This window comes from Synechococcus sp. MVIR-18-1 (assembly GCF_014279835.1).
Lineage (GTDB): Bacteria > Cyanobacteriota > Cyanobacteriia > PCC-6307 > Cyanobiaceae > Synechococcus_C.
The window spans coordinates 2,284,609-2,298,430 of record NZ_CP047942.1 but is presented as its reverse complement, the minus strand read 5'-3'; the positions used below and the strand labels follow the sequence as shown (position 1 = coordinate 2,298,430).

13 protein-coding genes are annotated in these 13,822 nt (G+C 52.2%); 5 read left to right on the top strand and 8 right to left on the bottom strand.

The features are described from left to right. Positions 1 to 58: 58 nt before the first annotated feature. The 5 genes from SynMVIR181_RS12430 to SynMVIR181_RS12415 form a co-directional block, all read right to left on the bottom strand. Complete coding sequence (locus SynMVIR181_RS12430; RefSeq protein ID WP_186589443.1) at positions 59 to 721, bottom strand: Coq4 family protein; 663 nt, start codon at positions 719 to 721, stop codon at positions 59 to 61. Positions 722 to 944: 223 nt separating this feature from the next. Beyond that, positions 945 to 2,714 carry a hypothetical protein gene (locus tag SynMVIR181_RS12425; protein ID WP_255444314.1) on the bottom strand — a complete coding sequence of 590 codons (1,770 nt, stop codon included), beginning with the start codon at positions 2,712 to 2,714 and terminating at the stop codon, positions 945 to 947. After that, complete coding sequence (locus SynMVIR181_RS13360; RefSeq protein ID WP_255444313.1) at positions 2,671 to 2,796, bottom strand: hypothetical protein; 126 nt, start codon at positions 2,794 to 2,796, stop codon at positions 2,671 to 2,673. The genes SynMVIR181_RS12425 and SynMVIR181_RS13360 overlap by 44 nt, the downstream gene beginning before the upstream one ends. Before the next feature lie 27 nt (positions 2,797 to 2,823). Further along, positions 2,824 to 4,686 (bottom strand): CHASE2 domain-containing protein, encoded by a 1,863-nt coding sequence (locus SynMVIR181_RS12420; RefSeq protein WP_186589441.1) that lies wholly within the window; start codon positions 4,684 to 4,686, stop codon positions 2,824 to 2,826. Then, positions 4,686 to 5,207 (bottom strand): cyclic nucleotide-binding domain-containing protein, encoded by a 522-nt coding sequence (locus tag SynMVIR181_RS12415; protein ID WP_186589440.1) that lies wholly within the window; start codon positions 5,205 to 5,207, stop codon positions 4,686 to 4,688. Before SynMVIR181_RS12415 ends, SynMVIR181_RS12420 begins: the two co-directional genes overlap by 1 nt. Before the next feature lie 90 nt (positions 5,208 to 5,297). On the opposite strand from SynMVIR181_RS12415, the gene SynMVIR181_RS12410 reads away from it, so the two are divergent. Both SynMVIR181_RS12410 and SynMVIR181_RS12405 read left to right on the top strand, forming a co-directional pair. Beyond that, entirely contained in the window at positions 5,298 to 5,621 is a 324-nt protein-coding gene (locus tag SynMVIR181_RS12410) for a DUF3307 domain-containing protein (protein WP_115070815.1), read from the top strand. Between the two features lie 34 nt (positions 5,622 to 5,655). Beyond that, on the top strand, positions 5,656 to 6,318 hold the full coding sequence (locus tag SynMVIR181_RS12405; protein ID WP_255444312.1) for a Crp/Fnr family transcriptional regulator: 663 nt from the start codon (positions 5,656 to 5,658) through the stop codon (positions 6,316 to 6,318). A gap of 23 nt (positions 6,319 to 6,341) precedes the next feature. Here the strand turns inward: SynMVIR181_RS12405 and speA are convergent, their stop codons facing one another. Next, the gene (gene speA / locus SynMVIR181_RS12400; protein ID WP_370593854.1) at positions 6,342 to 8,288 is read right to left on the bottom strand and encodes a biosynthetic arginine decarboxylase; all 1,947 of its coding nucleotides are present in this window, start codon (positions 8,286 to 8,288) and stop codon (positions 6,342 to 6,344) included. Positions 8,289 to 8,391: 103 nt separating this feature from the next. On the opposite strand from speA, the gene ndk reads away from it, so the two are divergent. Continuing rightward, positions 8,392 to 8,850, top strand: a complete 459-nt coding sequence (gene ndk, locus SynMVIR181_RS12395) for a nucleoside-diphosphate kinase (protein ID WP_186589438.1) — start codon at positions 8,392 to 8,394, stop codon at positions 8,848 to 8,850. Between the two features lie 72 nt (positions 8,851 to 8,922). Here the strand turns inward: ndk and thiO are convergent, their stop codons facing one another. Beyond that, on the bottom strand, positions 8,923 to 10,023 hold the full coding sequence (gene thiO / locus SynMVIR181_RS12390) for a glycine oxidase ThiO (RefSeq protein WP_186589437.1): 1,101 nt from the start codon (positions 10,021 to 10,023) through the stop codon (positions 8,923 to 8,925). Positions 10,024 to 10,256: 233 nt separating this feature from the next. On the opposite strand from thiO, the gene SynMVIR181_RS12385 reads away from it, so the two are divergent. Together SynMVIR181_RS12385 and gatB are read left to right on the top strand one after the other, a co-directional pair. Continuing rightward, on the top strand, positions 10,257 to 11,150 hold the full coding sequence (locus SynMVIR181_RS12385; protein WP_222929415.1) for a methylglyoxal synthase: 894 nt from the start codon (positions 10,257 to 10,259) through the stop codon (positions 11,148 to 11,150). 317 nt (positions 11,151 to 11,467) lie between these two features. Continuing rightward, positions 11,468 to 12,952: an Asp-tRNA(Asn)/Glu-tRNA(Gln) amidotransferase subunit GatB gene (gene gatB / locus SynMVIR181_RS12380; RefSeq protein ID WP_186589436.1), complete on the top strand. Its 1,485-nt coding sequence runs from the start codon at positions 11,468 to 11,470 to the stop codon at positions 12,950 to 12,952. Positions 12,953 to 13,151: 199 nt separating this feature from the next. Here the strand turns inward: gatB and SynMVIR181_RS12375 are convergent, their stop codons facing one another. Continuing rightward, positions 13,152 to 13,709, bottom strand: a complete 558-nt coding sequence (locus tag SynMVIR181_RS12375) for a hypothetical protein (protein WP_186589435.1) — start codon at positions 13,707 to 13,709, stop codon at positions 13,152 to 13,154. Between the last annotated feature and the right edge of the window lie 113 nt (positions 13,710 to 13,822).

Sequence of the window (13,822 nt, the reverse complement as noted above, 5' to 3'; positions counted from 1 at the left end):
ATTTCTGCGATCAAAATGCATGCTGCAGGGGCCTGACAGTTGCCCTTGCTGATGCCGTTCAATCTTCAGTGTCTAAGGGAAGCTTTAACTGCTCGCGCCACTCTTTCAGTGGCCGCTCCCAGCCCTCTTCTAATTTTCGGCTCACAACGAGCTCTGCATCAAGTCCCATCTGGAAGCCATGGGCCAGCGCGCGCAGCAGGGGCTCGAGTGGTGCATCGTCTTGCAGGCTGCTGAGCATGGATCCAAAAATCAGCATGACTGCAAGAGGCGAGCGGTTTTGAGCGAGGTTGAATCCCTGAAGACCGATCTCGCTGATGCCATCAATGCCAAACCCTGTGAGCACATGCACGATGTCGTGCGTTTCTTTGAGCCTGTGAATCACGAACTCGTTTGCGTTGGTTACAGGTGAGGGGTCGATCAGGGTGTCGGGAGTGATTCCAAGGCTGATCAACTGATTGGCATAGCAACGTCCGAGGCTGCCCTCAGGCAGCATTTGCAGTTTTTGTAGGTCAATGGGATCCGGTCTCCAGCCTTCGTCCACGAGGGCTTTGAATTGGGGATTTGAGAGCAGGTGGCGGACGGTTTGTTCGCCCAGTGGTCCGTCTTTGATGCTGTTTGATACGGCAAAGATGCTGTTAAGGGAGCCTGGATTTTTTAGAAATGTGGCGAGGCTGGCCACCATTTTTAAACTCTGGAGGCGTTCGTGCAGTCTGAGTTGCATGACAGGAGAGTAGGTGTTCCAGTATGACTTCGTATAGCTCCTGCTTTTAGGAGTTTAATGCTTCTAGTAAGGATGAGGATTTCTGGTTATTTGTTGGCATTATTCTGATACGAGGGCATTAAGGATATGTTCAAAGCAAAGGGATTGCTTCATTGCGTTAATTCAAAATTTGCTGTCCCTGTAAAGATTTTTTGTATGTAAAACGTTATTTGATCGCAATTGATTAGAGGAAATTAGGGCTAGTGGGATCATTGCCCGTTGACCCTGCTTTTTTGCCGCTACAGGTTGCAGACGCTTTTGATGTAGTTGTGAATCGCGTGGCTTGCGTAAGGTTCCCACCCGAATTCGGCGGTGTTTGTCCCTTGTAGTAATCAAAATTGGGTGAATTTCCGTAAGCCTTGCACACGTAAGTCAGAACAATGGCTTCTGGTGTGATTTCTTCAACTTCTTCAACTTCTTCAACTTCTTCAACTTCTTCCTTCGGTAACTTATTCTCTGGGATGACTAAGTTGTTGGTTCCCCTTAAGCGTGGATAAGGCCGGCGTGCAGCAATGAGCCAATCAGATCCGAGAATGGAGAGAAGTTCTTGATTTGGCAGGCCGTAGAGTTGTTGATAGACAACGCCGATCATGTGGCTTTCTGGGAGAAGGTTTTGTCCTTCCATTGTTTCCTGAATGAGCTGTGAAAATCGCTCACGCGACATTGCATTTTTGCTGATAAGTCTTCCGTCAGAATCCAAAACAGCCTCTTCCCCTGCCTTAATTGTGATGCTGGATTTGGTTGGCGTTAGCTGTTCTGACACAGCCTCTGATGGAGCTGTGATCATTTGACCGAGAACGGAAATGTCTCCTCCTACCGCTAACTGGATAGGGCGCTCGCTTTTGAATTCACCTGCCTGCCACGGGATAGGAGCAGCAAGAGTCTGTCTCTGGAGATTGGGATCGTTGATGAATCCGCCATTGGTGCTGAAGCGGTAGCTGATCTGTCCGCCGACCACTGTGTCCAGAAGTTCGTCGTACTGCCCGTAAGCCGACAGACTCACGTTCTCTCCCACCGGTACGTTCAGTCCAAGTCGCCCGCCGCCATAGGTGTTGCCGATGCCATGCATCACGTAGGGAGATAAAGATAGTAAGACTGATTGTTCACCTAGATTGACTACAGGGATTCCGAGTTGCCCAATGGCGAATCCGAGGTTGTTATCACAGCCATCTATTGGTACTCCTCCGGTGGCACCAAATTGCCAGCGTCCCTTTTGCCATTGACCACCAACGGCTAATTGAGAGTGGAAACATCCTGGAGATTCCCATCCGTCATAGCCAACCAACAGAGATGTAATGCTGCGGTTGTTGGGATCAAACCACTTATAACCAAATTCAGTACTTGCTCCCCATGCGTTGTCAAAGTTGCTGCTTGCCGTGGAGTAGTTGTACAACAATTTGCTCCCATTGCTCTGGCTTAGAGGGACGAAAAATGAGGCATCACCCAAAATAAGACCTGCGGCTTGTCCGAGCGTTTCACCTTTGGCATTGCTTCCCCATGCGCTCGAGCCAAATCCGATCACAGGATTGAGACGGGGATATTGCTCGAGAATATCTGGGGCGTTTTCACCAGATGTAGGTGTTTTTTCTTCTGAAATGCTCGCCGCGCCGCTTAAAACTGAAAGTCTGTATCCCCCTTCATTGAGCGCGTTGAGTACGTATGTCGTCCCGCGGATACCAAGCACCTTGCTTCCAAGGCAACCGCTTTGCGGTCCATTAATCAGCACTTGGCCTTTGTCGAGGCGAAAGCATTCCTCGCCGAGACGGATCAAGCTGTTAGTCCCGAGGAATCCCAGGGCACGGCGATCAAATAAAAGTTCAGCACGACTTTTGCCAGTACTGAGTTCTTGACCATGACCTGCTGTTTGCTGAATACGTGCTGGTTTCTTGTCTATGAACACCTCTTTCCCGTCAACGATCCGCCTGATCGTGGCGGATTGAAATGGTGCAGCCATAGCGGGCACCGTCAATGAAGAGATTGCCAGTACACCCAGCAGGCCTTGTCTCAATTTCATCGATGCCTGTTTCGCTGGACATCACCTAGGAGTGATAAAGGCTGAACTGTTATTGCGCAGTGGCGGTTTGTAGGGCGAACACCCGTTGTGGTTTCTGGCCTCTGATCGGAAATTCACCGAGATCATCAAGAGGCCATTGATCACCGATCAGTTCTGCCACTGCTTCGCTCATCACGATCGTGCGTTTGCATTGCTTCGCGATTTGTTCGAGCCGGCTTGCTGTATTCACTGCATCACCGATGACCGTGTAATCCATTCGGCTGTTGCTACCGATGTTGCCACTGACGACCCATCCATAGCTAAGAACGATCACCTGGGCCCAGGGCTCTTGACCCTCTGAAATCCAGGCCTGATTTAAACCTTCGAGACGTTCTTGAATAGCAATGGCGGTCTTTATTCCGGCTTCTGCATTCATGGCTCCACTGCGTTGTACGGGAGCTCCAAAAACAGCGAGCGTTGCATCGCCAATGAATTTATCGACGGTGCCTTGCTCCGTATGGACTGCTTCAACAACCTCACTGAAATAGGCATTGAGTCTGTCCACGAGTTTGTGTACTTCGCCTTTCGCGGTCATGGATTGCGTAAATGCTGTGAAGCCACGGATGTCGCTCATCAGCACGACAACATCCACAAGCCGACTTTGCAATAAACCTTCGGCGTTGTTGGGTTTGTCTGCGATTTCTGCTGCAACTGCGGGAGACAGGTAGCGCCCCAAGGTGTTGCGTAGACGTCGGCGCTGCCATTGCAGCTTCACAGTGGCATCGGCGCTGGAGATGATGCCTGTGGCGAGAATGGCCACAGCGATGCTGGCGATAGGGAGGACCAACCAGGCTTTGGTGACGAGTCCTACCCCCACGAACAAGGTTCCAACTGCTGCAATAGCTGCAACGCTCAGCCTTTGTAGCGGGCGTTCAATACCACCAAGGGCAATTCCCAGGCCACAAGCGAGGGCGGCCAAGATCAAGTTCCAACCGGGGATGGGTGGAAAGAATTGGAGGCTCCGACCTTCAAGTCGATTGGCTACTTCAGTGGCATGAATCTCGACCCCCGGCATTCCCACGGCGCCAGAGAAGACGCTTCGATGTAGGTCTTGGAACACAGCTGCAGTGGGGCCTATTAAAACGATTGCGTCTTGGAACGTTCCTGATTGCTTGAGTGCGGCGTATGCCTTGGGTTCCAGCAGTTCCCAGATTGAAAAGGTAGGGATGGTGCGTGGTGGTCCATAAGGGGCTAGCAGTGAAATCCCTTTGTTTTGGGTTTCTGGGGGTGTATTGAGAAGGGCTGATGCCATACCGGGTGGGACTGCTGGACCAAGCTTTTGTCGCAAATCCATGCTCGTGGTTCCAGGCGTTCTCCTAAGGACGCCATCGCGATCTGGACGGCCGTTGAGAAGCCCGCGTTTGATCGATGGGTGAGCATTCCTTAGGGAAGGGGTGAGATCTAGCAAGGACAACCCGGCAACAGGCCCTTGACTGTTCAGTGTTTGCACACCTAAGACCACTTTGTCGGCGTGGCGTCGAAGGCTGGCAGCGAAGGTGGCATCGTCTTCTTTGCCATGGCTGCTGGGGGTATCAAAGAGCAAGTCGAAACCAATGACCTTTGCTCCGGCTGCGATCAGGCGACTCAGCACCAGTGCATGGGTGCTACGCGGCCATGGCCATTGACGCAATTTTTGAAGTTCATTGAGATCACTGAGGTCGGCGTTGGCAGCCTGTTGCAGGCTGAAATCATCAATTGCCACGATGATCAGCTTTTTGGGCACAGTTCTTGGACCGGTGATTTCTTGGGCCCAGTCGGCAAACCACAGTTCTCCCTGGCGCAGCTCTTGTTGTCCGAATGAGCCTGCAAGCGCAATGAATCCGCTAAAGATCAGGATGGCGCTATGGCTTTTTAGCCAGCCAAATTTGTTCATTAAGTCGTCGCGCTGGGATCGATCAGGCGCCTATTGATGCTTGCCAACTGCTGAGCAGCGGCCTGAAAGCCACCGGCTTGAGTTTCTAGTTGGGTGAGGCATTTCTGGAGTTGAGATTCGTTGCCTTCGTTGAGAGCCTGGATTGAGTCCAGTAGCAGCATGTTCAGTTGATTCCCTTGTTTGCAGCGAGTGCTGCTTAGCGCGAGGATCTCCAAGGCAAGGTCTGCATCGAATAGGGCCAAGCGAAGCAAGGCATCGGAATTGACACGGATGATTTCTGCGGGGCCGCTGAGCACTCGCACCGTTGCGCAATATCGATTGTTGCCGAATAGACCCATCTCTCCGACAATTTCACCTGGCTTGATCCGGGCTAATTCGCGTTGAGAGCTGATCTCAACGCTTAGCTCTCCGCTGAGCACAAGCAGGATTTCGTTTGCATTCTCGTGCTCTTCAATCACGACATCTCCGCTGTCGTAAACCAGAGATTCGGCATCCAGTTCTTTGAGATGAGTGACCAGCAACTGGCTCAGTCGCTGATGGACGCCCAGCATGGTGGTGTAACCAAATGGCCTCTCCTGCTATAGCGGTGTTGTCCGTTGTCCGCATCGGTAATGGATTCACTCAATTTGCTGATTCTTTTGGTGCTGGGCCATTTCGTCTGTGATTTTGTGTTGCAGAGCGACCGCATGGCAGTGGAGAAAATGCCAGGTCGTGATTCCACTCTCCACTGGAGTTGGTGGCTGGGTTCTCATGCTGCGACCCATGGGCTTGCGGTTGCTCTCCTAACGGATGTCCCCTTGCTGGGAATGATGGAGACGCTGCTCCACGCCATGATTGATGGGTTAAAAAGTCGTTTTGGCTTCACACTCGCCTTGGACCAGAGCCTTCACGTGCTCTGCAAATTGGCGTGGGTTTTGTTTTTGATAAGGATTTGAGATGCCGTCATTATCTGTCAGTTCATTATCTGAGATGCAGCTGTTTAAGTCTTTAGGTGAGGAGCAACTGGTGCAACTCCTTGATCGCCATCGTGAGTCATCTCATCAGACGGATCAGCTGATTGTGATGGAACAAGACTGGGGTGAGTCATTATTCTTGCTTCGTTCTGGGTTAGCCAAGGTTCGCAGTTACACCGCCGATGGTGATGAAGTGGTGATGTCAGTCCTAGGAGAAGGAGATGTTTTTGGAGAAATGGCGGCCCTCGATGGAGCCTCCCGTTCGGCGGATGTCGTTGCTCTCACGTCTCTCAGATTGGTGAAATTACGTGCGGCACCTTTTTCAGCGTTACTAGAAAAGCAACCAGGGTTTGCACTTGCTCTGGCCCGGTTGGAAGCATCAAGGCTTAGAGACCTCAATCAGCGTTTTGCCTTACAGAGCGCTGATGCCACCACGCGGTTATTAGATGCGCTGGCTTACTTAGCAAGAAAAAGTTCAACTGCGAGTGATCCGCAGGCTTCGATTCCTGTCCTGGCTCAACGGGAGATTGCCTTGATTGCTGGCCTCGCTCGAGAAACGGCCTCTCGCACGCTCAGTAAATTGCGCATTCGCGGAATTGTTGCTGTTGCGGAGGATGGATCACTGGCTATCGCTGATCTCGATCCGCTTGTCCGCCGAGGCTTGTTACCGGCATCCTGAAGTGTTGATGGATTTGCATGGATTTAACTTTGCAAATAGGTGCTTTGGCGCAAGCTGCTTTCAAGGTGATCCATTAATCGTCTTGCTTCGCTGATACGCAGTTGTCCGCTGCTGATGGCTTTCTCACTGGCTATGCGCAACCGTTCCAGTAGCTGATCTGGGTCGTGTTCCATCATTTCCAGTACTTCTGCGTTTGTGTCACCACGAACAACATGGTCCACTTGGTATTCGCCTCCTGGGGATAAGCGGATGTGAGCGGCATCGGTGCTTCCAAACAAGTTATGCAGATTGCCCATCACTTCTTGATAGGCACCGCCGAGAAACATCCCGATCAGATAGGGCTCATTCGGCTTGAGAGGATGAAGCTCGAGCAGGGGTTTGTTGTTCCCGTCGTCGATGAAGCGATTCAACTTGCCATCGGAGTCGCACGTTAAATCGGCGAAATGGCCGAGACGTGTGGGTTGTTCGTTGAGACGATGCAGCGGCATCAATGGAAAGAGTTGCTGAATGGCCCAGGTGTCTGGAGCGGAGCGGAAGATCGAAAGGTTGGCGTAGTAGGTCTCTGCCAAAACAGCCGGCAGTGTTTTGAGGTCGTCCGGCAGTTTCGCTACATCGTGTAGACGATCGAGCAAGGCCCTGGCGCATGCCCAGGTGAGTTGCTCCGCCATGCTCCGCTCTTTCAAGCTCAGATAGCCGAGCCGGAATGCGGCTAAGGCGTCTTCTTTGAACTTGAGTGCATCGTTCCAGGCTTCTTGCAGGCGTGATGGATCTGCAGGAGTGTCGATGGGTAAGGCTTCAATGCCTTGAAGGGTTTCGCGCAGATTGCGAACGATCAGAGGTTCATCCTGTTCAACCGGTGGAGCAGGTTGCTGCAGGCCACCACTCCCGAGCACGTTGAACACAAGCACTGAGAAGTGACTTGCAATCGCTCGACCGCTTTCGCTGACGAGTGTTGGTACGGGAACCTTGTTGGGTTCGCACCCTTCTTGAACGGTGGCTACAACGTCGTTGGCGTAGTTCTGCAGGGAGTAATTGGTTGATGCCGCTGTAGCGGTGCGACTGCCGTCGTAGTCGATTCCGAGACCGCCGCCTACATCCAAGTAGCCCATCGGGGCTCCAAGAGCGTGCAGTTCCACATACAAACGCGCGGCCTCTTGCAATGCATCTTTCACTACGGCGATGTCGTTGATTTGGCTGCCTACATGGAAATGAAGCAGGCGCAGCTCGCTGAGCAGGTTGGCGTCCCGTAGGGCCTCAACTGCGCCAATGATTTCAGGTGCGGGTAGCCCAAATTTCGCTTTGTCTCCGACGGAGCTACCCCAACGTCCGGTGCTTCGGCTGGAGAGCCGAGCGCGAATGCCAATGAGCGGTGCAGCTCCGAGCTCCTGGCTGGCATCAATGATGCGCTGCACTTCATCCGGTTGTTCGATCACGACAACTGGCCTGCGGCCAAGTCGTCTGGCCAAGATTGCGGTTTCGATGTAGCGCTGATCTTTGTAGCCGTTGCAGATCAGCAGGGCTTCAGGGTCATCCATCAAAGAGAGAGCGATCAGGAGTTCGGCTTTGCTGCCTGCCTCTAAGCCGAAATGCCAGCGCCTCCCGCAGGTCACAAGCTCTTCTACTACGTGGCGCTGTTGGTTGCACTTCACCGGGAAGACGCCTTGGTAGCGCCCCTCATAGTCGTAGCGAGTAATCGCCCGTTCGAAGGCTGCGTGCAGGCGTTCCAGCCTGTCTTCAAGAATGTCGTCGAAGCGGATCAGCAGGGGTAGCCCAAGGCTGCGGTCCTGCAGGCCCGCCACCAGCTCCATCAGGTCAAGACTTCCGCCACGGTCTCCGCGTGGTTGCACGCTCACATGCCCGCGTGGGTTGATCGAGAAGTAAGGATCACCCCAGCGTTCCAGCCCATAAAGCTGGGCGCTATCGCTCCCCGTCCAGGTGATGGAGTCGGCGAGCACCATGGAAACGGACATCGATCAGATGGGGGGAATCTAAGGAGCTTCACCCCCATTGCCACACCGGTGCTTGCCAATTAGGGCATCTGGCGTTGACGATGACGACGGTTTTTTCAACGTTATGGCTGCCGAACGCTCTTTTATTGCTATCAAGCCCGACGGCGTTCAACGCGGTCTTGTCGGCGAGATCCTGGGTCGCTTTGAGCGCAAGGGCTTCAAGTTGGTGGGGCTGAAGCAGCTCACCCCAAGCCGTGAGCTGGCTGAACAGCACTACGGAGTGCACAAAGAACGTCCCTTCTTTGCGGGCTTGGTCGACTTCATCACATCAGGCCCTGTGGTGGCCATGGTCTGGGAAGGCGATGGTGTGATTACAAGCGCGCGCAAGCTGATTGGTGCCACCAAGCCTTTGGAAGCTGAGCCAGGCACCATCCGTGGTGACTTGGCCATCAACATCGGCCGCAATGTGATTCACGGTTCTGATGCACCAGAAACTGCTGCGTTTGAAATTGGGCTTTGGTTCCAGCCTTCTGAATTGAGCGATTGGACGCCTTCTGATCAAGGCTGGCGCGTTGAAGGCTGATCGTTCTTCGTTCTCATAGGTTTCTTGCCTGCTTGCCCTCGGGATGGATCCTCGGGGGCTTTTTTCTGCGATTCAGTTACTGAATCGGTTCCAGCGGAAGGCGCTGAGCAGGCTCACGGCTTCAGTACTTGTGGCATAACCGGTAATGGCGTCAGCCAACAACTCTGTTGTGATTGCGGCTAGCAACACGCCATTGCGGTGATGGCCGCAGGCCAGCCAAAGCCCAGGGATTGGGCCTTGTCCCAGCAGCGGGCCCTCGTCTGGAGTGCAGGGACGAAATCCCCACCAACGCTCCATCGGTGGCCAGTTCACCGCATCGGGAAGCAGTGCTGCTATCCCTTTGTTGAGACGTTGTTGCCCTTGGGGCGTTAATCCTTCATCAAAGCCAGCTTCTGGCTCTGAGGTCGCTCCTGCGACCACAAGACCATCCTCTCGAGGAACCAGGTAGGTGCCCGGACCGAAAATCACGTGTTTGAGAGCGCCTCTTGGGGTCTGTAGTGACACCATCTGTCCCTTTACTGGAAACACCGGCAATTCAGGAAGAAGCTGGGCACTCCAGGCTCCGCTGCAGAGAACGGCCGTTGTGCAGTTCAGCGTCGAGAGCTGGCCTTCTGAATCACGGGTTCGAACGCCATGGAGGCGACCGTCTTGTTTCAGGAGTTTGAGAACTTCCACGCCTTCTTGGAAGTGCACACCCCGGTCCACACAGGCACTCTCCAAGGCGCGCATGAGTTGGCGGCGGTTGTCGATTTGTCCGTCCTGGTCAAACAGCAGACCGGCCTCCCAGGCCGGTGCGATGCCAGGTAGCAGCTGTTCGAGGCGTTGTCTGTTGAGGGCTTCCCCAAAGGCGGCCGTTGGATAGCGATTCCGCTCGGTTGCATCTCGGAAGGGCACCACAATCCCAGTGGCGCGTAGGCCGCAGGGGAGCCCACTATCAGCTTCAATCTGCGCCACCCAGCGGGGAATGCGCTCCAGGCTCAGTTGGCCAAGCTGCAACAGGTTGCCGCGTAATCCTTCGGCATGGGGGGCCAGCATGCCAGCTGCGACAAAACCTGCGGCTTCGCTGCGTCGACGACTTAAGACGGTAACGGCACGGCCACGCCGGGCCAGCTGATGAGCTATGGCTAGGCCCATCAGTCCGCCGCCAAGGATCAGCACTTGCTTATTGCTCATGGTTGATTCGGCAGCTTCACAAGATCGAATTTCTTCAACAGGATGACGTTTTTTTCATCAATGGGATGGGGTTGGGGTGGATTGAACGATGATTTGGTGAGAGCACTGACTAGTGTTCAACCTGATTGGAGAGGCTTTGAAGTCGGAACATCGCAACAGACGCTTCGACGTGACAAGGGAGAGTGGTGTATATAGATCTTGTCGCTATGTTGAAGGGTATTAATTTCAATGAAATGAATCCATCTCTTGTTTATGAAGTTCTAATTGCCAATAGTGAGCTGAAGGAGTATTTCACTGGCGAAGAGATACAAGTTTTTTCGGACTATTTAACTTGCCAAAAGGTTGAAATAGATTCGCCGGTCATGGAGGAAGGGGAGCCTGCAGATTGTTTGATGTATATGCTTAGTGGCAAGGCGCGTGTGCTTGTAGAAGGCATACAGATTGGCGAAATCGAGGTGGGTGATTTCTTTGGCGAAAGTATGTTTTCGCATGAAGGTGCTCGCTCTGCGACTGTACAGGCAGTCGATTCGTCTGTTGTTGCTGTTTTCACCCTTGAAGACTATGCAAAATTTATCCGTAGTGCCTCTGGTTTTGCGTTAAAGTTTAGAAATTATTTTAATGCCATTGGTTCCAAGCGTAGAGAGCAGAAGCAAGGACTTCTTTTTAAAGACGATAGAAAATATCTCGCTTTGATTGCTCACAATGAAATGAAAAGCTCATTGGCAGAGTTTGTTAAGCAGCATTCTGATGTTATCGGCCGATTCCCTCTGGTAGCAACTGGTACAACTGGGATGATGCTCTATAAAGAGACAGGACTTGTTCTTGGGAGAAAAGTTGCTTCTGGCCCTTTGGGCGGTGATCAAGCGATTGGCACCTTGGTTTCAACCGATAATGTGTGTGGAATTATTTTCTTTAGGGATCCTCTTTCGGCTCATCCGCATCATGCTGATATTGAGGCTTTGGGAAGGCTTTGTGACGTTTATCAAATCCCATTTGCGACCAATCCTGGTACCGCAGAGGCAATCCTTACTTATTTGATTAAAGAAGGCGCTCGTAACAATATACGCAATCAGGTGTTGGAAAAGTATCGCAATCAGCAGCAAAAAGTTTTGAAAGGAGATGCATAATTAATCTTGCTTCTGACGGCCTAGTGGTATTTTCTTATTGCTTGAGTAGTAACCCTGTTTCTTTGGCTAAGTGATTTTCTTGCGTGCGTTGGGTTGTTTTTGGCTTTTCTGGACTTGGCCAATCGTCTCTGCAAAGCATTAGAAACTATATTTGTAGTTTTTTGATCAATCGTGGCAGGATATTTTGTAAAGCTTTGTCTGTTTTGATGCTGGTGCAATCACCTCTAAAAAAGTTGTGTTGGTCGCATGCGAAGGAAACTAGCTTATCCGCAGCCCCTGTTTCATAGAATTGGCCGATACGAAGGCTCTTACGGCAGATGGCCAACCCTGTAGCAACCCTTTTGCCTTGGGAGGCCGTGATTGGTCTTGAGACCCATGTGCAGTTGGGCACCAACAGCAAAATTTTTACTTCGGCATCTACTGCCTACGGGGATGACCCCAACACTCACATCGACCCAGTGGTGTGCGGCTTGCCGGGCACGCTTCCGGTTTTGAATCGAAAAGTGCTCGAGTACGCCGTTAAGGCCGCGATGGGACTGAACCTGAACATTGCTGAGCACTGCAAATTTGATCGCAAGCAATATTTTTATCCAGACTTGCCGAAAAATTATCAAATCACTCAATTCGATCAGCCCATTGCAGAAGAGGGTTGGATCGAGGTGGAGGTTGCTGAGAAAGGCAAAGACACCTACCTGAAAAAGATCGGAATCGAGCGCCTGCATATGGAGGAAGATGCAGGCAAGTTGGTTCATGCCGGAAGCGATCGCCTGGCGGGCTCTACGCATTCGCTGGTCGACTACAACCGAGCGGGTGTAGCCCTAGCCGAGATCGTGAGCAAGCCCGATTTGCGCAACGGCCGGGAAGCGGCGGAATACGCATCTGAGATCCGCAGGATCATGCGCTACATCGGAGTGAGTGATGGAAATATGCAGGAGGGCTCCCTGCGCTGTGACGTCAATATCTCCGTGCGACGGGGCCCCGATGCACCCTTCGGCACGAAGGTGGAGATCAAGAACATGAACTCGTTTTCGGCGATCCAGAAGGCTTGCGAATACGAGATTCAGCGTCAGATCAAGGCCTATGAGGGTGGTGAACCGATTGTTCAGGAAACGCGCCTTTGGGATGAGAGCAAACAGCTCACCAAGAGCATGCGCAGCAAGGAGGGAGCGAGTGATTACCGCTATTTCCCTGATCCTGATCTTGGCCCGATTGAGGTGAGTGCGGATCAGCGCGAAGCCTGGAGGAGTGAACTTCCTGAGCTTCCATCGGCCAAGCGGCATCGTTATGCCGATGCCCTTGGGCTATCTCAGTACGACGCGCGTGTGCTGACCGACGAACGTTCGATGGCGCAGTATTTCGAAACCGTGGTGGCAGGCGGTGCGGACCCCAAGCTGTCGGCGAATTGGATTACCGGTGATATTGCCGCCTATGTGAATAGCAATCGCCTGAATTTCGTTGAATTGGCTTTCCGTCCTGAACAGCTTGCAGAGATGATCAAGCTGATCGATGGCGGCAAGATCAGCGGCAAGATCGCCAAGGAGATTCTCCCCGAGCTTCTTGAGAAGGGTGGTTCCCCCAAGGCGATTGTGGAGGAACGTGGACTGGGAATGATTAGTGATCCCGCGGCGATTACCGCGATCGTGGAAGAGCTTCTTGCCGCCCACCCTGATGAGGTGGAAGCCTTTCGGGGCGGAAAGAACAAACTGCAAGGCTTCTTTGTTGGTCAGCTGATGAAGAAAACCGGCGGCAAGGCTGATCCCAAATTGGCCAATCAGATTCTCAGTCAAAAGCTCAAAGGCTGATTTTTAGGAGCAGTGCCACCTCCGATTCAGGCACTGCATCATAACTCTGTGAATGATTGAATAATATATGGATTGGGTTGAGCCTTACTCAAGGGAATTTATAGGGCAAAATGTTAGAGATAGCTAGAGGTTCTGATCATTGAAGGTTTTGTCTCGATGCTGTTAAGAAGAGAGATGAGATCACTTCTGAAAAAGTGATTTAGCGTTGTGGATGAATTCCTTGTTGATAGGGGTAGCCATTTGGATTTGGTTGTTGAACCGGGAGAGCGATGTTTGAGATCGTTTGCAGCAATGCTCTTCCGTCTGGAGAGATAAGCAGGACGGTCATAATTCTTGGGAGCACTCTGGCTTCCTCCCATCCAGGAGGGCCTCCTGGGATTTCGAACAGAATGCCTTGGGGGCCGCTTTGGGCGATGCAAGGGTTCTGATCGCTGCCCTTAAACATGCATCCTGCAGGTCGATATTGACTTAATCCTCCATTGATTCTGATGGCTATATCTCGGGCGAGGTTGACACTTCGCTGAATGGAGCGTGCGTCGATTGAGCTAAAGCTCCGAGGTGTTGCTTTGGTTGGTATCCCGCCTTGCGGGATACCAATGTTCGGGGTGTCCAGCTGTCGCCTCAGGCGATCGATTTCCAGCTGATTCTGCTGTTGTTGAAGCTCGTATGGAATCTGAGCATGGGCAGCAAGTCCAGTGATGCTGATGCCTAAGACAAGGCTCGCCGTGAACAAGGTAAGTCCTTTTGTTGAAGTCATTAGATCAAATTTTATCCTTTTTGGAATGTTGGCTAGATTTCTCAGATTTTCAGTTTCCATAGTGATGCCAAAGCCCTTGTTTTGTCAGCATGATCATCCGAAGTAATCAAGCA